Source organism: Streptomyces sp. NBC_01471 (assembly GCF_041438865.1).
In the GTDB taxonomy this organism is placed as follows: Bacteria; Actinomycetota; Actinomycetes; order Streptomycetales; family Streptomycetaceae; genus Streptomyces.
On sequence record NZ_CP109450.1, the window covers coordinates 910,400 to 937,089 of the forward strand.

At 71.8% G+C, this 26,690-nt stretch carries 25 protein-coding genes; 16 read left to right on the forward strand and 9 right to left on the reverse strand.

Annotated elements, in window-relative coordinates:
* Positions 1 to 25: 25 nt before the first annotated feature.
* Positions 26 to 652, reverse strand: coding sequence for an adenylosuccinate lyase (locus OG285_RS03965; RefSeq protein ID WP_356831018.1), 627 nt, complete (start codon positions 650 to 652; stop codon positions 26 to 28).
* Between the two features lie 338 nt (positions 653 to 990).
* Here OG285_RS03965 and OG285_RS03970 point away from each other — a divergent pair, with 338 nt between their 5' ends.
* The 9 genes from OG285_RS03970 (at position 991) to pssA (ending at position 11,918) form a co-directional block, all read left to right on the forward strand.
* Positions 991 to 2,772 (forward strand): 3-hydroxyacyl-CoA dehydrogenase family protein, encoded by a 1,782-nt coding sequence (locus OG285_RS03970; protein ID WP_356831020.1) that lies wholly within the window; start codon positions 991 to 993, stop codon positions 2,770 to 2,772.
* A gap of 100 nt (positions 2,773 to 2,872) precedes the next feature.
* Positions 2,873 to 3,688 (forward strand): TetR family transcriptional regulator, encoded by an 816-nt coding sequence (locus OG285_RS03975; protein WP_266851409.1) that lies wholly within the window; start codon positions 2,873 to 2,875, stop codon positions 3,686 to 3,688.
* 427 nt (positions 3,689 to 4,115) lie between these two features.
* The gene (gene ccrA, locus OG285_RS03980; protein ID WP_356831023.1) at positions 4,116 to 5,513 is read left to right on the forward strand and encodes a crotonyl-CoA carboxylase/reductase; all 1,398 of its coding nucleotides are present in this window, start codon (positions 4,116 to 4,118) and stop codon (positions 5,511 to 5,513) included.
* A gap of 9 nt (positions 5,514 to 5,522) precedes the next feature.
* Positions 5,523 to 7,535 carry a protein meaA gene (locus OG285_RS03985; RefSeq protein ID WP_356831025.1) on the forward strand — a complete coding sequence of 671 codons (2,013 nt, stop codon included), beginning with the start codon at positions 5,523 to 5,525 and terminating at the stop codon, positions 7,533 to 7,535.
* Positions 7,532 to 8,506: a CoA ester lyase gene (locus OG285_RS03990; RefSeq protein ID WP_356831027.1), complete on the forward strand. Its 975-nt coding sequence runs from the start codon at positions 7,532 to 7,534 to the stop codon at positions 8,504 to 8,506. Before OG285_RS03985 ends, OG285_RS03990 begins: the two co-directional genes overlap by 4 nt.
* A gap of 2 nt (positions 8,507 to 8,508) precedes the next feature.
* Positions 8,509 to 9,012 carry a MaoC family dehydratase gene (locus tag OG285_RS03995; RefSeq protein WP_356831029.1) on the forward strand — a complete coding sequence of 168 codons (504 nt, stop codon included), beginning with the start codon at positions 8,509 to 8,511 and terminating at the stop codon, positions 9,010 to 9,012.
* 42 nt (positions 9,013 to 9,054) lie between these two features.
* Positions 9,055 to 10,260, forward strand: coding sequence for an acyl-CoA dehydrogenase family protein (locus OG285_RS04000; RefSeq protein WP_371790177.1), 1,206 nt, complete (start codon positions 9,055 to 9,057; stop codon positions 10,258 to 10,260).
* Between the two features lie 169 nt (positions 10,261 to 10,429).
* Entirely contained in the window at positions 10,430 to 11,077 is a 648-nt protein-coding gene (locus OG285_RS04005; protein WP_164265481.1) for a phosphatidylserine decarboxylase, read from the forward strand.
* A complete protein-coding gene (pssA, locus tag OG285_RS04010) occupies positions 11,064 to 11,918 on the forward strand; it encodes a CDP-diacylglycerol--serine O-phosphatidyltransferase (protein ID WP_356831034.1) in 855 nt (284 codons plus the stop codon). Before OG285_RS04005 ends, pssA begins: the two co-directional genes overlap by 14 nt.
* A gap of 102 nt (positions 11,919 to 12,020) precedes the next feature.
* Here pssA and OG285_RS04015 read toward each other — a convergent pair whose 3' ends face one another.
* The 5 genes from OG285_RS04015 to OG285_RS04035 form a co-directional block, all read right to left on the reverse strand.
* Positions 12,021 to 12,467, reverse strand: coding sequence for a MarR family winged helix-turn-helix transcriptional regulator (locus OG285_RS04015; RefSeq protein ID WP_371790178.1), 447 nt, complete (start codon positions 12,465 to 12,467; stop codon positions 12,021 to 12,023).
* A 148-nt stretch (positions 12,468 to 12,615) separates the two neighbouring features.
* On the reverse strand, positions 12,616 to 13,776 hold the full coding sequence (locus OG285_RS04020; RefSeq protein WP_356831036.1) for a glycerate kinase: 1,161 nt from the start codon (positions 13,774 to 13,776) through the stop codon (positions 12,616 to 12,618).
* An 83-nt stretch (positions 13,777 to 13,859) separates the two neighbouring features.
* Complete coding sequence (locus OG285_RS04025; protein ID WP_371790179.1) at positions 13,860 to 14,390, reverse strand: methylated-DNA--[protein]-cysteine S-methyltransferase; 531 nt, start codon at positions 14,388 to 14,390, stop codon at positions 13,860 to 13,862.
* Between the two features lie 32 nt (positions 14,391 to 14,422).
* Positions 14,423 to 15,892, reverse strand: coding sequence for an AlkA N-terminal domain-containing protein (locus OG285_RS04030; RefSeq protein ID WP_371790180.1), 1,470 nt, complete (start codon positions 15,890 to 15,892; stop codon positions 14,423 to 14,425).
* Between the two features lie 116 nt (positions 15,893 to 16,008).
* Positions 16,009 to 17,424 carry an NAD(P)/FAD-dependent oxidoreductase gene (locus OG285_RS04035; RefSeq protein WP_356831042.1) on the reverse strand — a complete coding sequence of 472 codons (1,416 nt, stop codon included), beginning with the start codon at positions 17,422 to 17,424 and terminating at the stop codon, positions 16,009 to 16,011.
* Between the two features lie 87 nt (positions 17,425 to 17,511).
* Between OG285_RS04035 and OG285_RS04040 the strand changes: the two genes are divergently transcribed.
* Together OG285_RS04040 and OG285_RS04045 are read left to right on the forward strand one after the other, a co-directional pair.
* Entirely contained in the window at positions 17,512 to 18,315 is an 804-nt protein-coding gene (locus OG285_RS04040) for a DUF4037 domain-containing protein (RefSeq protein WP_371790181.1), read from the forward strand.
* Between the two features lie 99 nt (positions 18,316 to 18,414).
* Entirely contained in the window at positions 18,415 to 18,552 is a 138-nt protein-coding gene (locus tag OG285_RS04045; RefSeq protein WP_371790182.1) for a hypothetical protein, read from the forward strand.
* 9 nt (positions 18,553 to 18,561) lie between these two features.
* On the opposite strand, the gene OG285_RS04050 is transcribed toward OG285_RS04045, so the two are convergent.
* From OG285_RS04050 to OG285_RS04060, 3 genes are all read right to left on the reverse strand, one after another.
* Positions 18,562 to 19,389, reverse strand: a complete 828-nt coding sequence (locus tag OG285_RS04050) for an inositol monophosphatase (RefSeq protein ID WP_371790183.1) — start codon at positions 19,387 to 19,389, stop codon at positions 18,562 to 18,564.
* 42 nt (positions 19,390 to 19,431) lie between these two features.
* On the reverse strand, positions 19,432 to 21,234 hold the full coding sequence (locus OG285_RS04055; protein ID WP_356831050.1) for a gamma-glutamyltransferase: 1,803 nt from the start codon (positions 21,232 to 21,234) through the stop codon (positions 19,432 to 19,434).
* 483 nt (positions 21,235 to 21,717) lie between these two features.
* The gene (locus OG285_RS04060; RefSeq protein WP_371790184.1) at positions 21,718 to 22,104 is read right to left on the reverse strand and encodes a phage holin family protein; all 387 of its coding nucleotides are present in this window, start codon (positions 22,102 to 22,104) and stop codon (positions 21,718 to 21,720) included.
* 268 nt (positions 22,105 to 22,372) lie between these two features.
* Between OG285_RS04060 and OG285_RS04065 the strand changes: the two genes are divergently transcribed.
* From OG285_RS04065 to OG285_RS04085, 5 genes are all read left to right on the forward strand, one after another.
* Positions 22,373 to 23,032 (forward strand): DedA family protein, encoded by a 660-nt coding sequence (locus tag OG285_RS04065; RefSeq protein ID WP_356831054.1) that lies wholly within the window; start codon positions 22,373 to 22,375, stop codon positions 23,030 to 23,032.
* Complete coding sequence (locus tag OG285_RS04070; RefSeq protein WP_371790185.1) at positions 23,029 to 23,643, forward strand: phosphatase PAP2 family protein; 615 nt, start codon at positions 23,029 to 23,031, stop codon at positions 23,641 to 23,643. Before OG285_RS04065 ends, OG285_RS04070 begins: the two co-directional genes overlap by 4 nt.
* Positions 23,640 to 24,353: a phosphatase PAP2 family protein gene (locus OG285_RS04075; RefSeq protein WP_356831058.1), complete on the forward strand. Its 714-nt coding sequence runs from the start codon at positions 23,640 to 23,642 to the stop codon at positions 24,351 to 24,353. Before OG285_RS04070 ends, OG285_RS04075 begins: the two co-directional genes overlap by 4 nt.
* A gap of 278 nt (positions 24,354 to 24,631) precedes the next feature.
* Positions 24,632 to 25,480 (forward strand): hypothetical protein, encoded by an 849-nt coding sequence (locus tag OG285_RS04080; RefSeq protein WP_371790186.1) that lies wholly within the window; start codon positions 24,632 to 24,634, stop codon positions 25,478 to 25,480.
* 101 nt (positions 25,481 to 25,581) lie between these two features.
* On the forward strand, positions 25,582 to 26,631 hold the full coding sequence (locus OG285_RS04085; RefSeq protein WP_356831060.1) for a biotin/lipoate A/B protein ligase family protein: 1,050 nt from the start codon (positions 25,582 to 25,584) through the stop codon (positions 26,629 to 26,631).
* Positions 26,632 to 26,690 lie beyond the last annotated feature (59 nt).

Below are 26,690 nucleotides of genomic sequence, written 5' to 3' on the forward strand. Positions count from 1 at the left end.
GGGCCCCGCGGGCCCTTCGATTCGATCAGGCGGGGCTCGCCGGGCCCGGCCCGGACGGGATCCCCTCCCCGAGCAGCCCCAGCGCCCGTGCCGCGGCGGCGTGCAGCACCGGGCGGGCCAGCGCCGCTTCGAGCACCGGACGGGCGCGCGGGTCGCCGAGCAGCCCCAGCCCCTCGACACAGCCGAGCGCGACCCGCGGATGGGGGCCGTCGGGTGCCAGCAGCGGCGCCAGCGTGCGGATCAGCGCGGGTGCGGACTCGGGGGCCCGTAACTCCGTGAGCAGCCGCACCGGCTGAAGCGCGTACGCCGTGCGCAGCGGATTGGTCGCGAGGGCCGCTGCGGCGCGGGCGGTGCGCGGGTCGCCGAGCCGGGCGAGCGCGTGGGCCGCCGGGACGCAGCGCTCCGGGTCACGGTGGTTCAGCAGCAGCACCAGGGCCTCGAAGGCCCGGCGGTCCCCGGCGCAGCCCAGCCGGAACGCCGCCAGCTCCCTGGCCCACAGCGGCCGTCCGGCCTCGGTCAGGACCCCGGCCAGCTCCTCGTGGTCCGCGGTGGCGGCGAGCCGCTCGTACGCCGCGGAGCCTCCCGCCTCGGTACGCAGCCGGTCATTGAGCGACCGGAATTCCTCATCCGTGGCGGATTCACCGGAGTCCATGCCAGCAGCGTAGAACCTCTCGCGGGCCACGAACGGGGCCTTTGCGATCCAGATCACCATCCACCAGGTATGGCGCGCTCGTTACTCGCCGGTTACTCTCAAGTGAGCGGGACACCACCCCCGCTCGTACCACCTCGGCGCGGCCTGGTGACGCAGCCGCCACGAGTGTCTGTCGGTTCAGCTGTTCTCAGCGATTTTCCCGCAGTTCTGTACGACGTGGCCCCGGGACCGGGCCCGTCGGCCCCTCTCACGACACCTCACGCACGCCCCGGCGCACCCCGTGTACGGCCGGCACCGCGTGCGGCCCCTCAGTCGTCACTCATCCCTGGAGTCCCCTGATGGACATCCCTCTCCACACCATCGCCGTGGTCGGCCTCGGCACCATGGGCACCGGCATCGCCGAAGTCCTGGCCCGCGGCGGACGCGAGGTCATCGGAATCGACGTCAGCGCCGACGCGGCGGCCCGCGCCGTGACGGCGCTGGAATCCTCCACCGCCCGCGCCGTGCGGCGGGAGCGCCTCACCGGCCAGGAGCGGCTGGACGTCCTCGCGCGGTTCCGCACCTTCTCCGACCTGCAGGCCGCGGCCGACGCCGACCTGGTGATCGAGGTCGTGCCGGAGTCGTACGAGACCAAGCAGCAGGTCCTCCGCGCCCTGGACGGGATCGTCCGCCCCGGCGCGGTCCTGGCCACCGGAACCAACGCCCTGTCGGTGACCCGGCTCGCCGCCGACACCGCGCACCCCGAACGCGTCCTGGGCCTGCACTTCTTCAACCCGGCCCCGGCGATGAAACTGGTCGAGGTGGTCTCCTCGGTGCTGACCGCGCCGACGGCCGTCGACGCCGTCACCGCACTCGCCCGCGACCTCGGCAAGGAGCCGGTCGCGGTCGGCGACCGCCCCGGTTTCGTCGCCGACGGACTGCTCTTCGGCTATCTCAACCAGGCAGCGGCGATGTACGAGGCCAAGTACGCGTCCCGCGAGGACATCGACGCGGCGATGCGGCTCGGCTGCGGGCTGCCGATGGGCCCGCTCGCGCTGCTCGACCTGATCGGCATCGACACCGCGCGCACCGTCCTGGAGGCGATGTACGCCGCGTCCCGGGACCGGCTGCACGCCCCCGCCCCGATCCTCAAGCAGCTCAGCAACGCCGGGCTGACCGGGCGCAAGTCGGGCCGCGGTTTCTACTCGTACGAGGAGCCTGGCAGTGCCGACGTGGTGCGGGACGCCCTCACCCCGCTCGACGGTGCGCAGGCCACCGCCGCCCGCCCGGTCACGTCGGTGGGCGTCGCGGGCTCGGGGACGATGGCGTCGGGCATCGCCGAGGTCTTCGCCAAGGCCGGTTACGACGTGGTGCTCGCTGCCCGCAGCCCGGAGAAGGCCGATGCGGCGAAGGCCCGTGTCGCCAAGTCGCTCGCCCGCTCGGTCGACAAGGGGCGGATGACCGCGGCGGCCCGCGACGAGACGCTGGCCAGGATCGCCCCGGCCGGTTCGCTCGACGCGTTCGCCGGGGTGGATCTGGCCGTCGAGGCGGTGGCCGAGGACCTGGAGGTCAAGCAGCAGCTCTTCGAGACGCTCGACAAGGTCTGCAAGCAGGGCGCGGTGCTCGCCACCACGACCTCGTCGCTGCCGGTCATCGCCTGCGCCCGGGCCACCTCGCGCCCGCAGGACGTCATCGGGATGCACTTCTTCAACCCGGCCCCGGCGATGAAACTGGTCGAGGTGGTCCGTACCGTCCTCACCGCCGACGACGTCCACGCCACGGTCCGTGAGGTCTGCGCGAAGGTCCGCAAGCACCCGGTGGACTGCGGCGACCGGGCCGGTTTCATCGTGAACGCGCTGCTGTTCCCGTACCTCAACAACGCGGTCAAGATGGTCCAGGAGCACTACGCGACGCTCGACGACATCGACGCGGCGATGAAGCTGGGCGGCGGCTATCCGATGGGCCCCTTCGAGCTCCTGGACGTGGTCGGCCTGGACGTCTCGCTCGCCATCGAGCGGGTGCTGCACCGCGAGTTCCGCGACCCGGGCCTCGCCCCCGCGCCCCTGCTCGAACATCTGGTGGCGGCGGGCTGCCTCGGCCGCAAGACCGGGCGCGGATTCCGCGAGTATGCCCGTCGCTGATGCGCAGGGCGACTGGGGCGGGCTGCTGGAACCGGGCGAGCGGCCCGGTTCCAGCAGCCCGGCGCCACGTTCCGACAGCCCGATGCAGTACGTTCGGACCATGCCCGAGCTCACCGGCCCCGTCCGACGGCCTGTCCGCAAGAAGGCGTCGTCCGACGCCCCTGAGAGCGCCGCAGGCAGCCGCGCGGCCGCTCAGCGGCTCAAGATGCGCCGCGAACTGGCCTCGGCGGCGATGGAGCTCTTCGCGGCCAAGGGGTACGAGGCGACGACCGTCGACGAGATCGCGGCGCAGGCCGGGGTGGCCCGCCGGACCTTCTTCCGGCACTTCCGCTCCAAGGAAGAGGCGATCTTCCCGGACCACGACGACACACTGGTGCGGGCCGAGGCGGTGCTGAACGCGGCGCCGCCGCACGAGCACCCGCTGGACACCGTGTGCCGGGGCATCAAGGAAGTCATGCGGATGTACGCGGCGTCGCCGGTGGTCTCGGTGGCGCGGTACAAGCTGACCCGTGAGGTGCCGACCCTGCGGGAGGCGGAGATCGCCTCGGTGGCCCGCTACGAGCGGCTGTTCACCCGTTATCTGCTGGGCCACTTCGACGAGCACGAGCAGCACGACGGCAACGACGACCCGCTGCTGGCCGAGGTGGCGGCGTCCGCCGTGGTCACCGCGCACAACCATGTGCTGCGCCGCTGGCTGCGGGCCGGCGGCCAGGGCGACGTGGAGGCCCGGCTCGACCACGCCTTCGCCATCGTCCGGGACACCTTCGGCACCGGGATAGGCGCCGGCCGTACCGCTGAGCGCACCCCGGCCGCGACCGTGCGGAGCAGTGGTGAGGTGCTGGTGACGGTGGCGCGTACCGACGCCCCGCTCGACGAGGTCATGCGCACCATCGAGCAGGCGCTGCGGAAGCGCTGAACGCGACCCGACCAGTACCCAGCCGATCCGCACCGTGACGGCCGCCCCTGCGGGTGCGGCCGTTTTCCGGGTTCCCATCGGGTTCTCGGGTCCCATCGGGCTCCCATCGGGTTTTGCTCATCCGTGACCCGTGGGTGACAACTGAGAGAATTTGTTGGCACTCAGTGTCTTGCGGCTTGGCACGGGGTGCCATACGTTGAAGGTGTCCGAGCGGCCGGCGTGCAGCGACCTTCGCAATCCGGCTGTCCCCGTGAACCACGTGTTCACGCGCCCGGACGCCTGCGTCACAGGCACCTTCAGCGCCCCACCACGGCGCGGCCGCTCCACCTCACGCCGAACCGACGGCACACCTCCACAGCAGCAGCCCCGCCTCCCGCGGGGCGCACCCCGACCACCTCCCCCAACACGCTTCGCCGGAGGCAGCACCGTGAAGGAAATCCTGGACGCGATCCAGTCGCGGACCGACACAGCAAGCGGCTCCAGCGCTGCCACGGCGGCCGACTTCGCCGCCCTGGCCCTCCCCGACTCGTACCGCGCGGTGACCGTGCACAAGGACGAGGCCGAGATGTTCGCGGACCTCGAAAGCCGCGACAAGGACCCCCGCAAGTCCCTGCACGTCGAGGACGTGCCGGTGCCCGAACTCGGCCCCGGCGAGGCCCTGGTGGCCGTCATGGCCAGCTCGGTGAACTACAACTCCGTCTGGACCTCGATCTTCGAGCCCGTCTCGACGTTCTCCTTCCTGGAGCGGTACGGAAAGCTCAGCGAACTCACCAGGCGCCACGACCTGCCGTACCACGTCATCGGCTCCGACCTGGCGGGGGTCGTACTGCGGACCGGCCCCGGCGTCAACGCCTGGCAGCCGGGCGACGAAGTCGTCGCGCACTGCCTCTCGGTGGAGCTGGAGAGCTCCGACGGCCACAACGACACGATGCTCGACCCCGAGCAGCGCATCTGGGGCTTCGAGACCAACTTCGGCGGCCTCGCTGAGATCGCTCTCGTCAAGTCCAACCAGCTGATGCCCAAGCCCGGCCACCTCAGCTGGGAGGAGGCCGCCGCCCCCGGCCTGGTCAACTCCACCGCGTACCGCCAGCTGGTCTCACGCAACGGCGCCGGAATGAAGCAGGGCGACAACGTACTGATCTGGGGTGCCAGCGGTGGACTGGGCAGTTACGCCACCCAGTTCGCGCTGGCCGGCGGCGCCAACCCGGTCTGTGTCGTCTCCAGCGACCAGAAGGCGGACATCTGCCGCCGGATGGGCGCCGAGGCGATCATCGACCGCAGCGCCGAGGACTACAGGTTCTGGAAGGACGAGCACCACCAGGACCCGCGCGAGTGGAAGCGGTTCGGCAAGCGCATCCGCGAACTGACCGGCGGCGAGGACGTGGACATCGTCTTCGAGCACCCGGGCCGCGAGACCTTCGGCGCCTCGGTGTACGTGACGCGCAAGGGCGGCACGATCGTCACCTGCGCCTCGACGTCGGGCTACACCCACGAGTACGACAACCGCTATCTGTGGATGTCGCTGAAGAGGATCGTGGGCTCCCACTTCGCCAACTACCGCGAGGCCTGGGAGGCCAACCGGCTGATCGCCAAGGGCAAGATCCACCCCACCCTGTCGAAGGTGTACTCGCTCGACGACACCGGACAGGCGGCCCACGACGTCCACCGCAACCTGCACCAGGGCAAGGTCGGCGTCCTGGCGCTGGCGCCCGCCGAGGGGCTCGGTGTGCGCGACCGGGAGCTGCGCGAACAGCACATCGGCTCCATCAACCTGTTCCGTGACACCGCGGCGGGAACGACCGCACCCACCAGCCGGAACGTCTGAGGTCTCCAGATGACTGAACGTCACAAGGACCGCCCCTGGCTCATGCGGACGTACGCGGGCCACTCGACGGCCGAAGCCTCCAACGAGCTCTACCGGCGCAACCTCGCCAAGGGCCAGACAGGTCTGTCCGTCGCCTTCGACCTGCCCACCCAGACCGGCTACGACCCGGACCACATCCTGGCCAGGGGCGAGGTCGGCCGGGTCGGGGTACCCGTCTCCCATCTCGGCGACATGCGGCGGCTGTTCCAGGACATCCCCCTGGAACAGATGAACACCTCCATGACCATCAACGCCACGGCGATGTGGCTGCTGGCCCTCTACCAGGTGGTCGCGGAGGAGCAGGGCGCGGACGCGGACCTGCTCCAGGGGACGACGCAGAACGACATCGTCAAGGAGTACCTGTCGCGCGGGACGCACGTGTTCCCGCCCGGGCCGAGCCTGCGGCTCACCACCGACATGATCACGTACACGGTGGCCCGCATCCCCAAGTGGAACCCGATCAACATCTGCAGCTACCACCTCCAGGAGGCGGGCGCCACACCCGTCCAGGAGATCGCGTACGCCATGTCCACCGCGATCGCGGTCCTGGACGCCGTACGCGACTCGGGACAGGTGGAGCCCGAGCGGTTCGACGCGGTGGTCGCGCGGATCTCGTTCTTCGTGAACGCGGGGGTCCGCTTCATCGAGGAGATGTGCAAGATGCGCGCCTTCGGCCGCATCTGGGACCGCATCACGCGGGAGAGGTACGGCATCACGGACCCCAGGAAGCGCCGCTTCCGCTACGGCGTCCAGGTCAACTCGCTGGGGCTCACCGAGGCCCAGCCCGAGAACAACGTCCAGCGCATCGTCCTGGAGATGCTGGCCGTCACCCTGTCCAAGGACGCGCGGGCCCGCGCCGTGCAGCTGCCCGCCTGGAACGAGGCGCTCGGGCTGCCCAGGCCCTGGGACCAGCAGTGGTCGCTGCGGATCCAGCAGGTGCTCGCCCAGGAGAGCGATCTGCTGGAGTACGAGGACATCTTCGACGGCTCCCACGTCATCGAGGCGAAGGTCGGGGAGCTCGTCGAGGAGTCGCTCGCGGAGATCGACCGCATCCAGCAGATGGGCGGCGCGATGGCGGCCGTCGAGTCCGGCTACCTCAAGTCGGAGCTGGTCTCCTCGCACGCCCTCCGCCGGGCCAGGATCGAGGGCGGCGAGGAGAGGATCGTCGGCGTCAACTGCTACGAGTCGACCGAGCCCAACCCCCTCACCGCCGACCTCGACACGGCGATCATGACGGTCGACCCGGAGAACGAGGCGAAGGTCGTCGCCGCGCTGCACGCCTGGCGCGACAACCGCGACGAAAGCGCCGCGCAGGAGTCGCTCGCGGTCCTCAAGGCGACCGCCGCCGGTGACGCCAACCTCTTCGAGGCAACGGTGGCGTGCGCCCGCGCGGGCGTCACCACGGGCGAGTGGTCCTGGGCGCTGCGCGACGTGTTCGGCGAGTTCCGGGCACCCACCGGAGTGGGCGGCGCACCGGTCGCGGTGACCGCGGACGAGGGCACCCCGCTCGCCGCCGTACGCGCGGCCGTGACCCGTACGGCCCATGACCTCGGCAGCGGACGGCTGCGCCTGCTGGTCGGCAAACCGGGCCTCGACGGGCACTCCAACGGCGCCGAGCAGATCGCCGTGCGGGCCCGCGACGCCGGGTTCGAGGTGGTCTACCAGGGCATCAGGCTGACGCCCGAGCAGATCGTCGCCGCGGCCCTGGCCGAGGACGTGCACTGCGTGGGCCTGTCGATCCTGTCGGGCTCGCACGCCGAGCTGGTCCCCGACGTGCTCCAGCGGCTGCGCGAGGCGGGCGCGTCCGACATCCCGGTGATCGTCGGCGGGATCATCCCGAACGCCGACGGCACAGCCCTCAAGGAAGCCGGCGTCGCCGCCGTCTTCACCCCGAAGGACTTCGGGATCACCGAGATCATCGGACGTATCGTCGAAGTGATCCGGAAAGCGAACAAGCTCGACCCTCTGGAGGTCCCCGCATGACCGAGTCAACCAGCCCCGTGAACCGGTTGCGTCCGAGGCGCTCGTGTCTCGCCGTTCCCGGATCGAACCCGCGCTTCCTGGAGAAGGCCCAGGGCCTCCCCGCCGACCAGGTCTTCCTGGACCTGGAGGACGCCTGCGCGCCTCTCGCCAAGGAAGGCGCCCGGCACACCATCGTCGACGCGCTGAACAAGGGCGACTGGACGGGCAAGACCCGCGTCGTACGCGTCAACGACTGGACCACCCACTGGACCTACCGCGACGTCGTCACCGTCGTCGAGGGGGCCGGCCACAACCTCGACTGCATCATGCTTCCGAAGGTCCAGGACGCACAGCAGGTCGTGGCCCTCGACCTGCTGCTCACGCAGATCGAGAAGACCATGGGCTTCGAGGTCGGGAAGATCGGTATCGAGGCGCAGATCGAGAACGCCAGGGGCCTGGTCAACGTCAACGAGATCGCGGCGGCCTCACCCCGCAACGAGGCCATCATCTTCGGCCCGGCCGACTTCATGGCCTCGATCAACATGAAGACCCTGGTCGTCGGTGAGCAGCCGCCCGGTTACGGGGCGGACGCCTACCACTACATCCTGATGAAGATCCTGATGGCGGCCCGTACCTACGACCTCCAGGCGATCGACGGCCCGTACCTCCAGATCCGCAACGTCGACGGCTACCGCGAGGTCGCCAAGCGGGCGGCGGCCCTCGGCTTCGACGGCAAGTGGGTCCTGCACCCCGGCCAGGTCGAGGCGGCGAATGAGATCTTCTCGCCGTCGCAGGAGGACTACGACCACGCCGAGATGATCCTCGACGCCTACGAGTGGTGCACATCGGAGGCCGGCGGCAAGAAGGGCTCGGCGATGCTCGGCGACGAGATGATCGACGAGGCCAGCCGCAAGATGGCCCTGGTCGTCTCCGGCAAGGGCCGCGCCGCCGGGCTGCGGCGCACCACCGCCTTCGAAGCCCCGGAGGCCTGACCATGCAGTTCGGACGCACCTACGAGGAGTTCGAGGTCGGCGCCGTCTACAAGCACTGGCCCGGCAAGACCGTCACCGAGTACGACGACCACCTCTTCTGTCTGCTCACCATGAACCACCACCCGCTCCACCTGGACAGCAACTACGCCGAGCGGACAACCGACTTCGGCAAGAACGTCGTCGTCGGGAACTACGTCTACTCGCTGCTGCTCGGCATGTCCGTACCCGACGTCTCCGGCAAGGCCATCGCCAACCTGGAGGTCGAGTCGCTCAAGCACATCGCGCCGACCTTCCACGGCGACACCCTGTACGGCGAGACCACGGTCCTGGACAAGACCCCGTCCAGGTCCAGGACCGACCGCGGGATCGTGTACGTCGAGACCAAGGGCTACAACCAGGACGGCACCGTCGTCTGCGTCTTCCGCCGCAAGGTCATGGTCCCCACCGCGGCCTACATCAAGGAGCGCGGCGGAGAACAGCCCGGCCGCCCTGTGCCTTCCCCGTAGGCGAATTCCCACCAACAGCGTGACGTCACAGGAGAAGCAGTCATGAGCCGACTCGCCCGGACCCCGGGTCTCACCGATGTACAGCAGGAAATCCTGGCCACCGTGAGGGACTTCGTCGACAAGGAGATCCTCCCGGTCGCGACCGAACTCGAACACCGCGACGAGTACCCGTCCCAGATCGTCGAGGGCCTCAAGGAACTCGGCCTGTTCGGGCTGATGATCCCCGAGGAGTACGGGGGCCTGGGCGAGTCGCTGCTCACGTACGCGCTGTGTGTCGAGGAAATAGCGCGTGGCTGGATGAGCGTGTCGGGCATCATCAACACGCATTTCATCGTGGCGTACATGCTCAAGCAGCACGGCACCCAGGAGCAGAAGGACACCTTCCTGCCGCGGATGGCCGCGGGCGAGGTCCGCGGCGCGTTCTCGATGTCCGAGCCCGCCCTGGGTTCCGACGTGTCGGCCATCACCTCGAAGGGGATCAGGGACGGCGACGACTACGTCCTGGACGGCCAGAAGATGTGGCTGACCAACGGCGGCACGTCCTCGCTCGTCGCGGTCCTGTGCCGGAGTGACGAGGGTCACCCCGAGGGCACCGCCCGGCACAAGTCGATGACGACCTTCCTGGTCGAGAAGGAGCCGGGTTTCGGTGAGGTCCGTCCGGGCCTGACCATCCCCGGCAAGATCGACAAGATGGGCTACAAGGGGGTCGACACCACCGAGCTGATCATGGACGGCCTGCGAATTCCGGCCAATCGCGTACTTGGTGGCGTTACGGGCCGAGGGTTTTACCAAATGATGGACGGAGTCGAAGTCGGGCGGGTGAATGTCGCAGCGCGTGGCTGCGGCGTAGCACAGCGCGCCTTCGAGCTGGGGATCAGTTACGCACAGCAACGGCATACTTTCGGCAAACAGATCGCCCAGCACCAGGCGATTCAGTTCAAGCTGGCCGAAATGGCCACCAAGGTGGAAGCCGCCCATGCGATGATGGTCAATGCGGCACGCAAAAAGGACTCCGGGGAACGAAACGACCTTGAAGCGGGGATGGCCAAGTATCTGGCCTCCGAGTACTGCAAGGAGGTCGTGGAGGACGCCTTCCGTATCCACGGTGGATACGGGTTCTCCAAGGAGTATGAGATCGAGCGGCTCTACCGCGAGGCCCCGATGCTGCTGATCGGCGAAGGTACCGCCGAGATCCAGAAAATGATCATCGGTCGGCGCCTCCTCGAAGAGTACCGATTCCAGGGCTGATTGTCCCTTTCGTGGTGATATATCAGCGAAGAAGATCACAGCCAGTCATCGTCTTCCGGCCGCCGACTCGGCTTCCTGGCTTGCCCAGTTGTGGTCCACAACCGATAGCATCGCCCGAAAGCCGCCGTCCCCCGTTCCCGCGCGGCATCATCCGCTACGAAGGTCATTCATGCCCCACAGCCAAACCTCTGCACCACGCGGTCGCGTCCGTCTTGCGCGCGGAGCATCGCCGTGGCTCCTGCCGACTGTCGCGACCGCGGCGCTCAGCCTGACCCGGGCCCGCCGGTCCGGCCGCTGGGCTGCTGTCGCCGTGCCCACCACCGCCCTCGCGGCGGGCATGCTGTGGTTCTTCCGCGATCCGGAGCGGGAGATCACACAGGGCCGGGTCATCTCCCCGGCCGACGGCGTAGTGCAGAGCATCATGCCGTGGAAGGACGGGCGTACCCGCGTCGCGATCTTCATGAGCCCGCTGAACGTCCACGTGAACCGCGCACCGCTGGCGGGCACCGTGACGTCCGTCGAGCACATCCCCGGCGGCTTCGTCCCGGCGTTCAACAAGGAGAGCGAGAACAACGAGCGCGTTGTCTGGCACTTCGACACCGAGCTCGGCGACATCGAGATGGTGCAGATCGCCGGCGCCGTCGCCCGCCGGATCGTTCCGTACCTGCCCCAGGGCACGAAGGTGGAGCAGGGCGAGCGGATCGGCCTGATCCGTTTCGGTTCACGCGTCGACATCTACCTTCCGGAAGGTATCGATGTCGCGGTCGAGGTCGGCCAGACCACCACCGCGGGGGTGACTCGAATTGACCGTGATTGATCCCGAGACACAGACCGGCTGGGTGCCCGAGGCGAACGCCGAGGACGACACCGAGGACATGCCGCTCTCCATGCGGCTGTCGATAGCGGACACGCTGACACTCGGCAACGCGACGTGCGGCTTCATGGCGGTGTACTTCACCACCACCGGAATCCTCATCCCGCACCTCCAGGGCAGTCAGGAGACCGGCATGGGGCGGCACTCCGCCGCGACCGCCGTGATCCTGATGCTGCTCGCCGCGATCTTCGACCTCTGCGACGGGCTCGTGGCGCGCAAGCTGCGCAGCTCGCCGATGGGCGCGGAGCTGGACAACCTGTCCGACCTGATCAGCTTCGGGCTCGCCCCGGCCTACTTCGTGCTCGTGTACGGGATGGTCGCGGACGACGCCCACCAGCGGGTCGCGGCGGTGGCGGCGATCGTGGTGCTGCTGGCGGTGGTGCTGAGGCTCGCACGGTTCTCGTGCGTGGAGCTCAAGGACGGCACCTTCCAGGGCATGCCGTCCCCGTTCGGGGCGCTGACCGTGGTCTCCATCGTGCTTCTGGAGCTCCCCTTCGTACCGACGCTGCTCGCGGTCATCGGGGTCGCCTGGCTGATGGTGAGCCGGGTCGAGTACCCGAAGCCGCGGGGCGTCCTCGCGGTGGGGATGCTCAGCTGGATCGTGGGTGCCATGGGGCTGCTCGCCGCGTGGGCGTTCGACGCCCCCGGCGGCCAGCTGCTCCTGCAGACCGGGTGCGCGCTCCAGGTGGTGCTGGGTGCGGTCATTCCGCTCTTCGCCACCGCGCGCCGGGTGAACACCTTCCGCGACAACCGTCGCGAGGCGCGTACGGCGCAGCTGCCGTAGCTCCTGGACAACGCCGGAGGGCCCCGAGCGCCATGTGCACTCGGGGCCCTTTGTCGTTCGCGTTCCGGACCGCTGAGCGCGGCCCGCCCGGGCCGCTGCGGGTCAGGCAGTCCGGCCGGCCGGGGCGGGGGCGGCGAAGACGCGCTCCAGCAGGTCCGCGAGTACGGTCCGGTCGGCGTCCGGCAGGGCTTCGAGACCGGCGAGTGTCGTGTGCATTCCGGCCCGGATCGCGTCGACGGTGCGCTCGCCCTCCGCGGTGAGGAGGACGTTCTTGACGCGCCGGTCGGTAGGGCTGGGCTCCCGGCGTACGAGTGCGCGCTTCTCCAGCCGGTCGACGATCCCGGTCATGTTGGAGGCGTCGCAGGCCAGTGTGATCGCCAGAGCGCGCATCGCGGACGGCCCCCGGCGCAGCACGCTGAGCGTCTTGCCCTGGCTGGCGGTGAGGCCTTCGGCTGCGGCCGCGGCCGTGAAGTCACCGTAGTAGGCGCCGAGCGACACCGAGAGCAGCTCCATCAGCCGGTCGGTGCAGGCTCCGGGGGTTTCTGGCATGGGGCGATGCTACGCCAGAAAAGTTGACCATCTCAAACATTCGGTCGGTGCTGCCGGCCGGGCCCCGGGTCCGGCGGCACGGGCACGGGCCGGGCGGAGTGCCGCCCGGCCCGCTTCGCACGCCGTCACGCCCCGTGGCGGCCCGCCGTCACCCGCGGACCAGGAAATCGCGGGCGATGTTCTCGGCGGCCTGCTCCAGGAGCGGGCCCGCGTTCGCGATGCAGCGCTCCACGTCGGGCTCCAGGTCCGTGAGGGCATACGCACGGCGGATGCCCGCCCTGCCGAGCACCTCCGCCGGGAGCGTGAGGCGGCCGCAGACCGCGACGACCTCCTTGCCCGCCGCCCTCGCCGCCGCCGCGACACCGGCCGGTGCCTTGCCGTGCAGGGTCTGCTCGTCGAGCGACCCCTCGCCGGTGACGACCAGCGTCGCCCGGGCCACGGCAGGCGCGAACCCCAGGACATCGAGCATCACGTCGATACCCGCACGGAAGCTCGCCCCCAGGCCTACCAGCGCCCCGAAGCCGATGCCGCCCGCGGCGCCGGCGCCCGGCGCGAGAGCGGCTTCCGCGGCCCCCGCACCGATGGACTTCTCCAGCACGGCGGCGAAGTGCGCCAGCGCGGCGTCCAGGGCCTCGACCTGTTCCGGGGACGCGCCCTTCTGCGGCCCGTACACCGCGGGGGCGCCCTTGGGCCCGGTCAGCGGGTTGTCCACGTCGCTGGCGAGCACGATCTCCGTACCGGCCAGACGGGAGTCAAGACCGGACAGATCGGCCGTCGCCAGCTCGCTCAGTCCCCCGCCACCCGGCCCCACGGGCTGTCCGTCCGCGTCCAGGAAGCGCGCACCGAGCGCCGCCAGCATGCCCGCACCGCCGTCGGTCGTGGCGCTGCCGCCGACGCCGAAGACGATGGATGCGGCCCCCGCGTCGAGCGCCGCACGCAGCAGCTCACCGGAGCCGTACGTCGTGGCGGTGAGCGGCGCGAACACCCCTGCGGGGAGGTGCTGGAGGCCAGATGCCTCGGCCATTTCCACCACGGCGACGCCGTCGCGCAGCGCGAACGCCGCGGTCAGCTGCTCGCCGAGGGGCCCGGTGACCCGCACCTCGTGCCGGTCGAACCCCGCCGCGACCGCGGCGGCGACGGTGCCGTCCCCGCCGTCGGCGACGGGCAGGGTCTCCACCTGCACGCCGGGAACGACCCGCCGCAGGCCGGCCGTCACCCGCTCAGCGACCTCCACGGCCGTGAGGGACCCCTTGAATTTGTCGGCCGCCACGAGCACCCGTGCGGCTTCAGTTACTGCTCCGTCCGTCACCTTGTTTATCCCTTGCTTTCGAACAGGCAGTCGCGCCGCTCCGACCCTATCCGCACCAGCGGCCCGCTGCCCATGGGGACCGGTCAGAAGAGGGCGTACTCCCCCGGGCCCGCGCCCCCCGACTCGAAGGCCAGCAGCCGCTGTTTGCGGTCGAGTCCGCCGCCGTATCCGGTGAGGCTGCCCGTCGAACCGACGACCCGGTGGCACGGGACGATGATCCCGACCGGGTTCCTGCCGTTCGCCAGGCCGACGGCCCGGGAGGCCCCGGGCTTGCCGAGCCGGCCGGCGAGGTCGCCGTACGAACGGGTCTCGCCGTACGGAATCTGCCGCAGCTGCTCCCAGACACCGCGCTGGAAGGGCGTGCCCGCCAGGTGCGGCTCCACCGTGAACTCGGTCAAAGCGCCGTCGAAGTACGCGGTCAGCTCCTCCCTGACCTGCCCGAAGGGGCGGGGGTCGGGTTCACCGAAGGTCTCGTCGGGCGGCCGGTGGCGCTGCCCGGCCATGTACAGACCGCTGAGCAGGCCGCCGGTCGCCACGAGCGTGAGCGGACCGTACGGGCTGTCGACCACGGTGTGGCGTTTCACGGACGGGTTCGGGTACGGGTTGTCGGACATGCGGGTACTCCTCTCCCCCGGCGCTGCGGGAGTCAGCCGGGCAGCTGGTTGATGGGGTGCGAGTCGGTGGCCCACAGGTACTGCACGGCGTACGCGCGCCAGGGCCGCCAGGCCGCGGCCCGGGCGGTGAGCGCCGCCGGGGTCGACGGCAGGCCCAGCTCGCCCGCCGCCCGCCGGATGCCCAGGTCGGTGGGGAGGAAGGCGTCGGGGTCACCCAGGGCGCGCATCGCGATGGCCTCGACCGTCCAGGGACCGAAGCCGGGGAGGGCCAGCAGCCGGGTGCGGGCCTCGTCCCAGTCGCTGTCCACCCCGAGCGTGAGCGACCCGTCGGCGAGCGCGCCGACCAGGGTGGTCAGGGTGGTGCGCCTGCTCCGCGGCAGCGCCAGGGACTCCGGGTCGAGGTCCGCCAGGGCCTGCGGCGACGGGAAGAGATGGGTGAGGCCGCCCCTCACGTCGTCGACGGGCACCCCGTGTGCCGCGACGAGCCGGGCGGCGTGGGTACGGGCCGCCGCCGTCGAGACCTGCTGGCCCAGCACCGCCCGTACCGCGAACTCCGCCGCGTCGACGGTACGGGGCACCCGCCGGCCCGGTGCCTTGTCGACCATCGGCGCGAGCAGCGGGTCGTTGCGCAGCTCACCGTCGACGGCGACCGGATCGGCGTCGAGGTCGAGCAGCCAGCGGCAGCGGCTGATGGCATGGGTGAGGTCGCGCAGATCGGTGAGGGAGAGCAGACAGCCGATGTGGTCGGGCAGGGGCGTGAGTTCGGCGATGCCGTGCCCGTACGGCAGGGAGAGCGTCCTGCGGTACGCGCCGTCCCGCCACTCCTCCACGCCGGGGACCCCGGTCGCCGCGAGATGGCCGAAGAGGTTGTCGGGGTTGAGCGGCGCGCGGAACGGGAGCCGGAGCGGGATGGTGCCCGGGGTGTGCGGCCGTGCGCCGCGGGTGGCGCGGGTACGCAGTTCGCCCGGGGAGAGGGCGAAGACCTCGCGGACCGTGTCGTTGAAGGTGCGGATGGAGGAGAACCCGGCGGCGAACGCCACGTCCGCCATGGGCAGTCCCGTCGTCTCGATGAGGATGCGCGCCGTCTGGGCACGCTGTGCACGGGCCAGGGCGAGCGGGCCGGCCCCGAGTTCGGCGAGGAGCTGGCGCTCGATCTGCCGGGTCGAGTATCCGAGCCGCCCGGCGAGGCCGGGAACGCCTTCCCGGTCGACCACGCCGTCCCGGATCAGGCGCATCGCGCGGGCCACGACATCGGCGCGGGCGTTCCACTCCGGGGAGCCGGGGCTGGTGTCCGGGCGGCAGCGCTTGCAGGCGCGGAAACCGGCCTGCTGGCAGGCGGCGGCGCTCGGGTAGAAGGTCATGTTCTCGACCTTGGGCGGCACGACCGGGCAGCTGGGACGGCAGTAGATCCCGGTGGTCAGGACGGCCGTGAAGAACCAGCCGTCGAAGCGGGCGTCCTTCGACTGGACGGCGCGTACGCAGCGCTCGGTGTCGGTGTGCATGGCTCAAGCATCGGCCACGACCGGTACCGGCGGCTGGCGAGAATCCGACATCTCCCTCGGCCGGACCCGGCCGGACACCGGCGTGCCCGGGGAGCCCCACACCGGACACCGCCCCCTCATGTGCGGCGCAACCGCCGCCATACGGCCTTCGCCGCGTTGTGACCCGACATGCCGTGGACGCCCGGTCCGGGCGGGGTCGCCGCCGAGCAGAGGTACACCGCGGGGTGCGAGGTCGTGTAGGGGAAGAGGGAGAGCTTGGGCCGCAGGAGCAGTTGGAGTCCGGAGGCCGCGCCGCAGGCGATGTCGCCACCCACGTAGTTCGCGTTCCGCGCGAAGAGCTCGGCAGGTCCCGCGGTGGCGCGGGCGAGCACCCGGTCGCGGAAGCCGGGGGCGAAGCGCTCGATCTGCCGCTCGACGGCTTCGGTGAGATCGCCTTCCCAGCTGTTCGGGACATGTCCGTACGTCCAGAAGACGTGCTTGCCTTCGGGCGCCCTGGACGGGTCGACCAGGCTGGGCTGGGCGCTGATCAGGAAGGGCGTGGCGGGGGCACGGCCTCCGGCGGCCTGGCGCAGCGCCGTGCCGATCTCACGGCTGCTCGGGCCGATCTGCACGGTCCCGGCGGTCCGGGGCGCCTCAGCCGTCCAGGGCACCGGCCCGTCGAGTGCGTAATCGATCTTGAAGACGCTCGCCCCGTACCGGTATCCGTCGTAGGCCCGGCCGAGACCGGCGATGCGCGCGGCGGCCGTCGGGGAGGTGTCGAAGATGTACGCGCGTGCGGGCGGCAGGTCGTCGAGCCGCTTGACCTCGAAGCCGGTGTGCACCACTCCGCCCAGATCGCGCAGATACCCGGTCAGCGCGTCGGAGACCGACTGCGAGCCGCCGCGCGGCAGCGGCCAGCCGCCCTCGTGCGCGGCCAGGGCGAACATCAGCCCGACGGCGCCGGTGGCGAGGCCGTCGAGCGGTGCGATGACATGGGCCACGAGACCGGCGAACAGCGCCCGCGCCCGGTCGTCGCGGAAGCGCTTCATCAGCCAGGTGGACGGCGGAAGACCGGTCAGTCCGAAGCGCGCGAGGGTCACCGGATCGCGCGGCAGCGCGGTGAGCGGCAGCGACATGAAATCCCGGGCCAGCGTGTCCCACCGGCCGAGGAAGGGCGTGACGAGCCGCCGGTACGCACCCGCGTCGCGCGGCCCGAAGGATGCGGCGGTCTCGGCGACCGAGCGGGACAGCACGGCGGCGGTGCCGTCGTCGAAGGGGTGCGCCATGGGCAGTTCGGGGTGCAGCCACTCCAGGCCGTACCGGTCGAGCGGCATGGTCTTGAAGACCGGCGACCCGACACCGAGCGGATGGACGGCGGAGCAGGGGTCGTGGAGGAAGCCGGGGAGCGTGAGCTCCTCGGTCCGCGCGCCCCCTCCGACGGTGTCCCGGGCCTCGAAGACCTCGACGGCGAATCCGCGGCGGGCCAGCTCCACGGCGGCGGTCAGCCCGTTGGGTCCCGCCCCCACGACGACAGCATCGAGCATCGACGGCACCTTCGGACTCCTTCGTCAGCCGACGGCCAGAGGCTCCCAGGATATTCCCGCGCGCCGGCGGTGCCGCCGGGGGTAGCGTCGCAGCCGATGAAATCGACGATCGGAACCATGGCGGAACAGCTCTGCGGCGTTCCCGGCATCAGGGCGGTGGCCCTCGGCGGCAGTCGGGCGCGGGGCGCCGAACGGCCCGGCTCCGACTGGGATCTCGGCCTCTACTACCGCGGCAGCCCGGACACGGCGGCGCTCGCCGCGCTCGCCGCCACGCTGGCGGACCGGCCGGTCGACGTGGCGGGCCCCGGCGGCTGGGGCCCCTGGGTCGACGGCGGCGCCTGGCTCACCGTCGGCGGGGTGGCGGTGGACTGGATCCTGCGCGATCTCGACCGGGTGGAGCGGGTCTGGTCGCAGTGCCGCGAGGGCCGCTACGAGGTGGGCGTCCAGCCGGGGCATCCGCTCGGCTTCTGGTCGCCCGCCTATCCGGGGGAGGTCGCGCTCTGCCAGGTACTCGCCGATCCCTCGGGGGAGTTGACGGCACTGCGTGAGGAGACGCGCCGCTACCCGGAACCGCTCCGCGCCGCACTGGCGGAAGCCGCCTGGGAGGCGGACTTCTCGGTGGCCGCCGCCGGTAAGTCGGCGGCCGGCGGGGACACCTTGCACGTCTCGCTCTGCCTCTCCCGGGCCTTCGGCGTCCTGGCCCAGTCGCTGCACGCCCACCACCGGGTGTGGTGCGTCAACGAGAAGGGTGCGCTGGCGGCGGCCGCCGCGCTGCCGGGGGCTCCGGACCGCTTCGCCGAGCGGGCGGCGTCGGCGCTCCGCGCACTGGACGCGGCAGCCGTGGAAGCGGCGGCCGCCCTGGTGGCGGAGGTACGGGCGGTGCTCGGCTCCGGCGGCTGAGGCCGGACGGCGGGAGCGGGGCGCCGTCAGTCGCCACCGGCTGCTGTGTCCGGGCGACAGCCCTGGCCGCGGCGGACCGCGGGGCGGGCGGTCACGGTCGTGGCGGACGACTGTGCGGGCGCCGACGACCGCGGTCACGGCGACGCCCTGCGTCTCATCGGCCTGCTCCCGCCCCTGGTCGAGGTGTGCGAGACGCACTCCCTGACCGGGGCCGGAGGGGCGGCCCGGCGGCGGTGAGCCCGCGTGTCAGGCTTCCGCCGCCAGCAGCTGGTGCACCCGGCGGGCGGTGGCCGCGTCCCGGGCGGCCGTGAACGGCAGTGCGTTGCCTCCCGTCACGCGGAACGGCTCGCCCGTGAGCGTCAGATGGGCGCCGCCCGCCTCCTCCACGAGCAGCAGACCGGCGGCGTGGTCCCAGGCCAGTTCCCAGTTGAACGCCACGGCGTCGAGGGTCCCCCGGGCGACGGCCAGATACTCCAGGCCCGCTGAGCCGCACGGCCTGGTGCGGACGCCTTCGGTGCGGAGGGCGAGCAGCGACTTCTTCTGCTCGGGTGTGGTGAAGTCCGGGTGCGAGGTGGCCACCCGGAGTTCCGCGCCGGGCGCGGGTGAGCCCGCCACGAGCGGTTCGCCGTTGAGCCGGGCGCCACCGCCCCGTACGGCCACGGCCATCTCGTCCAGCGCCGCCGCGTAGGTCCAGGAGGCGAGGAGTTCACCGCGGTGGACGAGGGCCACGAGAGTGCAGAAGCCCGGTTCGCCGCGCACGAACTGGCGGGTGCCGTCGACCGGGTCGACGATCCAGACGGGTGCGTCGCCGTGTATCGCCCCGTACGAAGCGGGGTCGGCGGCGACGGCCTCCTCACCGACCACCACCGAGCCCGGCAGCAGCGCGGTGAGGGCGGCCGTGAGGTGCTCCTCGGCGCCGCGGTCGGCCACCGTCACCAGGTCGTGCGGACCGCTCTTCTCAGCGATCTCGTGTGCGGCGAGCTGCCGGAAGCGCGGCAGGATCTCGGCGGCGGCCGCTTCGCGGACCGCCGCGTCGACCTCGGTCAAATCCCTGGTCAGAAGGTGTTCGGTCATGCCCCCCATCTCAGCACACCCCAGTGACAGCCCCGTACCGGTTCAGCGGCCCACGGCGTAACCCTGCATGCCGCGCGGGTTCGCGGCCGCGCTCAGCACCCCGGTCTCCGGGTCGCGGGCGACCGCGCACAGCCTGCCCTCCGACCAGGCGCCGCCGACGGTGACGTCGTGCCCGCGGTGGCGCAGCTCCGCGATGATGCCCTCTCCCATCCGCGACTCGACGGTGACACTGCCGGGCCGCATCGCACGCGGGTAGAAGGAGCTGGGGAAGGAGTCGTTGTGCCAGTTCGGGGCGTCGATCGCGCCCTGGAGGTCCAGTCCTCCGCGCACGGGAGCGGTCAGTGCGACCGCGAGGAAGAAGTGCAGCTGCCACTGGTCCTGCTGGTCGCCGCCCGGTGTTCCGAAGGCGAGTACCGGTACGCCGTCGCGCAGGGCGAGCGAGGGGGTGAGGGTCGTACGCGGACGGCAGCCCGGGGTGAGTGTGTTCGGCAGCCCCTCGTCCAGCCAGGCCATCTGGAGCCGGGTGCCGAGCGGGAAGCCCAGCTCCGGCACCACCGGGTTGGACTGGAGCCAGCCGCCGCTCGGGGTCGCGGAGATCATGTTGCCCCAGCGGTCGACGATGTCGAGGTGGCAGGTGTCACCGCGGGTGGCGCCGTCCTTGGCGACGGTCGGCTCGCCCGCACCGGCGGCGGGGACCCCCAGGGCGTCGAATCCGGGCCTGCCCGCGGCCACGGCGGTGGCCTGCCCGCTGAGCCGGGGCGCGCGGCCGCCGGGGCTGCCGGGGCGCAGTTCGTGCGAGGCCTCGGCGGTGATCAGGGCGCGGCGCTCCGCGTTGTACGGCTCGGAGAGGAGGGTGCCGAGCGGTACGTCGTCGGCGTCGCCGTACCAGGCCTCCCGGTCGGCCATCGCCAGCTTGCAGCCCTCGACGAGCAGGTGGACGTAGTCGGCGGATCCGTACCGGGGAAGCTCGTCGGGGAGGAGGGCGAGCTGCTGGAGGAGGGCCGGCCCCTGGCTCCAGCCGCCCGCCTTGCAGAGGGTCCAGCCGTTCCAGTCGTACGTCGCGGGCTCCTCGTAGGCCGCCGACCAGCCGGCGAGGTCGGCGGCGGTGAGCGTGCCGGTGTGACGGGCTCCGCTGGTGTCCCTGGTGGGGCGCCGCGACTGGCGCACCAGCGCCTCGGCGACGAAGCCCTCGCGCCAGACCGCGCGGGCGGCGTCGATCTGAGCGGCGCGGTCCTGCGCACCGTCGGTGGCCTCGGCTATCAGCCGGCGCCAGGTCGCGGCGAGTGCGGGGTTGCGGAACAGCTCGCCGGGCGCGGGCGGCCTGCCGCCGGGGAGGTACACATCGGCGGAGGACCGCCACTCGGTCTCGAAGAGCTCCCGTACGGTCTCGACGGTCTGGCCGACGCGCTCGACGGGCGCGTGACCGTCCTCGGCATAGCCGATGGCGTACTTCAGGACGTCGGCGAGGGACTTGGTGCCGTGGTCGCGGAGCAGCAGCATCCAGGCGTCGAAGGCGCCGGGCACCGCGGCGGCCAGCGGTCCGGTGCCGGGGACCAGGTCGAGGCCGAGCGAGCGGTAGTGCGCGACGGACGCGCCCGCGGGCGCGGGGCCCTGCCCGCAGAGCACCCGCACTTCGCCGCCGGCCGGGGCGATGATCGCGGGCACCTCGCCGGCCGGGCCGTTGAGGTGCGGCTCGACGACGTGCAGGACGAAGCCGGCGGCGACGGCGGCGTCGTAGGCGTTCCCGCCGTCCTCCAGAACGGCCATCGCGGACTGCGAAGCGAGCCAGTGGGTGGACGACACCATGCCGAAGGTGCCCTGCAGGGTCGGCCGGGTGGTGAACATCGCTCGTCCCCTTGCTGGTTGTGTGTCGACGCGGACCGATCACCACTGACGACCGGTCCCGGGGAGAGTCCGGGAGGTCGTCCCTGCCGGCTCGGCCGCCTGATCTCCGAGCAGATTATCGACCGGCCGTGGGCCTTGGCGACCCCTCCCGGCTGAAGGGCGAGCGGTGGCCGAGGGGGGTGGTGAGTGATGTGTGCACCAGCCGCCCGGGACAGCCGGACCCGGCAACGCGGCTTGCACGCGAGGTCCGTGGCCGGAAGACGAGCGGCACTGGTCCACCCCCGGAGCCACGACCGGCCGCACGGTCGGGGGGGCGATGGCCGTCGGCGTTCCCGCTCGTTGAAGTGCACGATCTGTCAAGGAAGTTGAGGGCTCCCGATCCGGAACAGACCGTCCTCGCCGAATGCCCGGCCTGACGGCTGCGGTCCACGCCCGGCGGCACGGGTACACCCGCATCGGACCTCAGGGAGGCGTCGGCAACAGTCACCCGCCGCCGGGACCGCGACCACCCTGTTCATCCTCGGCGCCCTCGGCCCGGTCGGCGTCACCAGGGGTTTCCGCAGGGTCGGTTCCGTCAGTTCTCTCAGGTCCGTCCGTTCCGCCGGATCCGTCGGCCCGGTGTGCGGCCCCCTCGTTCCTGGCCCCCTCAGTGGCCTGGACCTGCCTGCGCAGCCGGAGCCCCTGGGCCGCGAAGACCGCGGCGATGACGATCCACAGAACGGTGGCGATCCAGGCGTACGGCTTCGGCGCCCAGGCCAGCCAGATGAACGCCCAGACGAAGAAGACCCCCGCCAGCGCGAAGTACCGGGTCGCCGTGGTCCGGACGAGCCACCTCGCAGCGGCTGTGGTCGGCCGTTCATTGCGCTCCATGAACGGAACCTACCCGCGATCCCGCTCCGCCGCGCTCCAGCAGCACGCACAGCGGTCCCCCGCCCAGCAGCCACCCACCCAGCAGTCACACGCCGTCGGAGCCGAGTTGGGAACGGCTCCGCACCCCGATATCGTCTACAGTTACGTAGACCGTCTACCGAACTGTAGTCGCTTCGGTGTGGCCGCCGCCGCCTGGCCAGGACCACACCGCCTCCGGTGCGGCGCCCCCGCCCGGGCCGTCCCTCGTGCTACCCGAAAGGCCGGGACCTTGCTCACAGCTTCGACACTCGCGGTGAACCTCCTCGACGCGCAGTCCGTGCTGACCGCCTTCGGTGTGGCCGGCATCGCCGTGGTGATGTTCGCCGAGACCGGCCTGCTGGTCGGCTTCTTCCTGCCGGGTGACACCCTGCTGTTCACCGCGGGGCTGCTCTGCACCGGCAGCTCGACCGGCAGCCTGAAGCTGTCGCTGCCCATGGTGCTGCTCGCATCGGCGGTCGGCGCGCTCGCGGGAGCGCAGTGCGGCTATCTGATCGGCCGGAAGGCGGGAGGCGCCCTCCTCGCCCGGAGCCGTTCGGAACATCTGCGCAAGGGAGCGGCCCGCGCCGAGGAGCTGCTCGGCAAGTACGGCCACGCGAAGGCCATCGTGCTCGCCCGCTTCGTCCCGGTGGTGCGCACGGTGCTCAACCCGATGGCGGGCGCGCTCTCCGTACCGGCCAGGACGTTCACGCTCTGGCAGGTGGTCGGCGGGCTCGTCTGGAGCCAGGGCCTGGTGCTGGCCGGATACGCGCTGGGATCGTCCATTCCGAACGTGGACCACTATCTGCTGCCGATCATCGCGGTGATCGTCGTCGTGTCCCTGCTGCCCCTCGCCCTGGAGCTGCGACGCTCCCGCAGGAACCGCCCGCGCACCGACGGAGTCAGCGGATGAACCTCGCCGGCCTCGCCTACGACGGATCGCCGATCGACGGCGGCCTCTACACGGAAACGGTGGACCTGGCCCATCGCGCCCCCGGGTGGCTGGACTCCGCCGTCTCCGCCTGGTCGGGGTACGGTCTCGCGCTGTTCGCCGTGCTGATGCTCGCCGGGTGGTGGCGGGCGCGCCGGGAGGGTGCCGCCGCCGGGCTGATGGCGCTGGCCGTGCCGGTGATCGTGGTGCTGGCCTACTGCGTCAACGACGCGGTCAAGCTGGTCGTACGCGAGGACCGGCCGTGCCGGAGCCTGCGGGTGACGACGCTGGAGGCGTGTCCGGCACCGGGTGACTGGTCCTTCCCGAGCAACCACGCGGCCCTCGCCTTCGCGGCGGCGGTGGCGCTGCTGTTCGTCTCCCGGCGGCTGGGCGCGGCCGCCCTGGTCTGCGCGGTGGCGATGGCGGCGTCCCGGGTCTGGGTGGGCGCCCACTATCCGCACGATGTGGCCGCCGGCGCACTGGTGGGCGCGCTGGCCGCGCTGGCGCTCGCGAAGGCGCTGCGCCGCCGCCCGGAGGCCCTGGCGAGGCGGCTCACGGACACCAGGCTGCGACCGCTGCTGGTTTCGTCGTGAACCGGCGGGGCGCCGCCGATCTGGCCGTGTCGGTGGCCGTGGGCAGCCTGGTCGCGTTCGTACTGCTGGCGCTGGTGGTGGCGGGGCACCACGGCGCCCCGCTGCTGACGGACAGCGGACTCCTCTCGTGGTCACTGAGCCACCGGCCGCCGGTCGGGGTCGCCGCGGCGCGTGGCGCCACCGACACGGGCACCGGTGTCGTCCCGTATCTGCTGGCCGTACTGGCGGGTGTGATCGCCGGACGCGGTGCACGGCAGCGAGTGACCGGCGCCGTCGCCTGCCTGGTCTGCCTGGGCGTGGCGCAGTTGCTGCGGTACGGGGTGATGTCGCTGGTCGCGCGGGCGCGCCCGCCCGTCGGTGACTGGGCCACGCAGGCGACGGGCTGGTCGTTCCCGTCCGGGCACACCACCACGTCGGCGGTGACCGCGGGTCTGCTCATCGCGGCGGTGCTGCTGCGGGCGCCGCACGGCAGAAGGACGATCGCGGCCGGCATCGGGTGCTGGGCCGTGCTCGTCGGGCTGAGCCGGGTGTACCTCGGGGTCCACTGGTCCACGGACGTCGTCGGCGGCTGGCTGTTCGCCCTCTGCTGGCTCGGCATCTGCTTCCGGCTGGCCGTCCGGTTCTGTCCCGCCGTCCCGCGCTCGCCGGACGACGCGGGCACCCTGCCCCGGGAAGAGGCGTCCGTGCACCGCTCGTGGGGAAGCGCCTGAGGGTGCGCCGGTTCGCCGGGCGGCCCACCCGGGGGAAGTGCCGGCCGGGGCGCCGTGCACGAGTGACATCCAGCGGGGTCGCCGGTTCCCGTTCTCCGTTCCCGGCGTCAGCGACGGTCCGTTGGCCACACCGAGTCCGGGACCAGAAACGTCTACAGTACTGTAGACGGTCGACGGCCCGGTGGCGCTGCACGGCCGGCCGTCGGGTTCCACCGGACGGGGAACGCCCGGACGGCAGTTGACGCGGCGCCCGGCGCCCGGAGGGGTGGCAGAAGACCATGCGAGAGCCAGTGGGCCGAACGGCCGCCGGACCGGCGCACGCGGTGCGCAGCCCGCGGGGACGGGCCCGGGGGCGGGCCGTTGCGGGGTGGAGCAAGGTCCCGGAGGTGACGGCCTGGTTCTGGGCCGTCAAGGTCCTCACGACCGGGATGGGCGAGACGGCCTCGGACTACCTGGCCAGAACACTCGGCCCGGTCGCGGCCGGCGGCCTGGGGCTGGTCGGCCTGACGGCCCTGCTGGTGCTCCAGTTCCGCACGCCCCGCTACGGCGCCTGGAGTTACTGGTCGGCGATCGTGATGGTCAGTGTCTTCGGCACGATGGCCGCCGACGTCGTGCACGTGGTGGTGGGCGTCCCGTACGCGGTCTCCGCGGTCGGCTTCGCGGTCGTCCTGGCGGCCGTGCTGATGACCTGGTACGCCTCCGAGGGCACCCTCTCCATCCACAGCATCCGCACCCGCCGCCGCGAGGGGTTCTACTGGGCGACCGTGCTCGCCACCTTCGCCCTGGGCACCGCGGTGGGCGACCTCACCGCAGGGACCCTGCACCTGGGCTACCTCCCGTCGGGTGTCCTCTTCGCCGTCCTCATCGCGGTCCCGGCGCTCTGCAGGCGCCTCTTCGGGCTCGACGCGGTGGCCGCGTTCTGGTGGGCCTACGTCCTGACCCGGCCGCTCGGAGCCTCGTTCGCCGACTGGATGGGGGCGCCCGCGCACCACGGCGGACTCGGCTGGGGCACCGGCCCCGTCAGCCTGGCCCTGCTGGTGCCGATCGTGCTCCTGGTGAAGAAGCTGGCCGCCGGCGACCGCCGCCGGGACGCGCCGAAGGCACCGGTCACCGCCCCGGCCGACTGACGCCGTCGTGGAATGCCCCCACCGGCTCCGGCGTTGTTACCGGCCGGAGCCGGTGCGCGGGTGGATTCGCGGGGCGGCCGGGCAGATCTGGAGGCAGGGCAGTGCACGGTGAGTACAAGATCCCCGGCGGCAAGCTCGTCGTCGTCGACCTGGAGGTCGAGGGCGGTGCGCTGCGCGACGTCCGCGTGGCCGGGGACTTCTTCCTGGAACCCGACGAGGCGATCCTGGCCATCGACGCGGCCCTGGAAGGCGCGCCCGCCCACACCGACGCCGCCGGGCTCGCCGCCCGGATCACCGCCGCGCTCCCCCCGTCGGCCGTGCTGCTGGGCCTCTCCCCCGAGGGTGTCGCCGTCGCCGTACGCCGGGCCCTCACCCGGGCCACCGAGTGGAGCGCCCACCGCTGGCAGCTGATCCACGACCGCCCGCAGTCCCCCGCCCTCCACATGGCGCTGGACGAGGTCATCACCGCCGAGGTCGCGGCGGGCAGGCGCCCGCCGACGCTGCGGGTCTGGGAGTGGGCCGCCCCCGCCGTGATCATCGGCAGCTTCCAGTCCCTGCGCAACGAGGTCGACCCGGAGGGCGCCGAGCGCCACGGTGTGACGGTCGTCCGCCGGATCTCCGGAGGCGGAGCCATGTTCGTGGAACCGCGGAGCACCATCACCTACTCCCTGTCCGTACCCGAGTCCCTGGTGTCCGGCCTCTCGTACGCCGACAGCTACGCGTATCTGGACGACTGGGTGCTCGGCGCGCTGGCCGACATGGGCATCAAGGCCTGGTACCAGCCGCTCAACGACATCGCGACGGAGGCGGGCAAGATCGCGGGCGCGGCGCAGAAGCGCATCGCCGGCGGCGGGGTGCTGCACCACGTAACCATGGCGTACGACATCGACGCCGACAAGATGACCGAGGTGCTGCGCATCGGCCGGGAGAAACTGTCCGGCAAGGGCATCGAGAGCGCCAAGAAGCGGGTCGACCCGCTGGCCCGGCAGACGGGCCTGCCGCGCGAAGAGGTCATCGAGCGGATGATCGGGTCCTTCCGCAGCCGTTACGGGCTCGCCGACGGCGGCGTGACGGAGGAGGAGATGGCCCGGGCACGGGAGTTGGCCGCGGCCAAGTTCTCCGCTCCGGAGTGGACGGCACGGGTGCCGTGACCGTCGGCGGGCCCCCTCCGGGAGGGGCCCGCGCTCCGTCCGCTCCCCCCTTCCGCGCC

What these genes read in the sequence shown, in the direction of transcription:
- OG285_RS04000 (WP_371790177.1), top strand. Translation starts at nt 9,055, where the DNA reads ATGAGCCGACTCGCCCGGACCCCGGGTCTCACCGATGTACAGCAGGAA.
- OG285_RS03970 (WP_356831020.1), top strand. Translation starts at nt 991, where the DNA reads ATGGACATCCCTCTCCACACCATCGCCGTGGTCGGCCTCGGCACCATG.
- OG285_RS03990 (WP_356831027.1), top strand. Translation starts at nt 7,532, where the DNA reads ATGACCGAGTCAACCAGCCCCGTGAACCGGTTGCGTCCGAGGCGCTCG.
- OG285_RS04040 (WP_371790181.1), top strand. Translation starts at nt 17,512, where the DNA reads ATGAAATCGACGATCGGAACCATGGCGGAACAGCTCTGCGGCGTTCCC.
- OG285_RS04005 (WP_164265481.1), top strand. Translation starts at nt 10,430, where the DNA reads ATGCCCCACAGCCAAACCTCTGCACCACGCGGTCGCGTCCGTCTTGCG.
- OG285_RS03975 (WP_266851409.1), top strand. Translation starts at nt 2,873, where the DNA reads ATGCCCGAGCTCACCGGCCCCGTCCGACGGCCTGTCCGCAAGAAGGCG.
- OG285_RS04050 (WP_371790183.1), bottom strand. Translation starts at nt 19,389, where the DNA reads ATGACCGAACACCTTCTGACCAGGGATTTGACCGAGGTCGACGCGGCG.
- OG285_RS04080 (WP_371790186.1), top strand. Translation starts at nt 24,632, where the DNA reads ATGCGAGAGCCAGTGGGCCGAACGGCCGCCGGACCGGCGCACGCGGTG.
- OG285_RS04030 (WP_371790180.1), bottom strand. Translation starts at nt 15,892, where the DNA reads ATGCACACCGACACCGAGCGCTGCGTACGCGCCGTCCAGTCGAAGGAC.
- OG285_RS04070 (WP_371790185.1), top strand. Translation starts at nt 23,029, where the DNA reads ATGAACCTCGCCGGCCTCGCCTACGACGGATCGCCGATCGACGGCGGC.
- OG285_RS04055 (WP_356831050.1), bottom strand. Translation starts at nt 21,234, where the DNA reads ATGTTCACCACCCGGCCGACCCTGCAGGGCACCTTCGGCATGGTGTCG.
- OG285_RS03985 (WP_356831025.1), top strand. Translation starts at nt 5,523, where the DNA reads ATGACTGAACGTCACAAGGACCGCCCCTGGCTCATGCGGACGTACGCG.
- OG285_RS03965 (WP_356831018.1), bottom strand. Translation starts at nt 652, where the DNA reads ATGGACTCCGGTGAATCCGCCACGGATGAGGAATTCCGGTCGCTCAAT.
- OG285_RS04025 (WP_371790179.1), bottom strand. Translation starts at nt 14,390, where the DNA reads ATGTCCGACAACCCGTACCCGAACCCGTCCGTGAAACGCCACACCGTG.
- OG285_RS03995 (WP_356831029.1), top strand. Translation starts at nt 8,509, where the DNA reads ATGCAGTTCGGACGCACCTACGAGGAGTTCGAGGTCGGCGCCGTCTAC.
- OG285_RS04060 (WP_371790184.1), bottom strand. Translation starts at nt 22,104, where the DNA reads ATGGAGCGCAATGAACGGCCGACCACAGCCGCTGCGAGGTGGCTCGTC.
- OG285_RS04015 (WP_371790178.1), bottom strand. Translation starts at nt 12,467, where the DNA reads ATGCCAGAAACCCCCGGAGCCTGCACCGACCGGCTGATGGAGCTGCTC.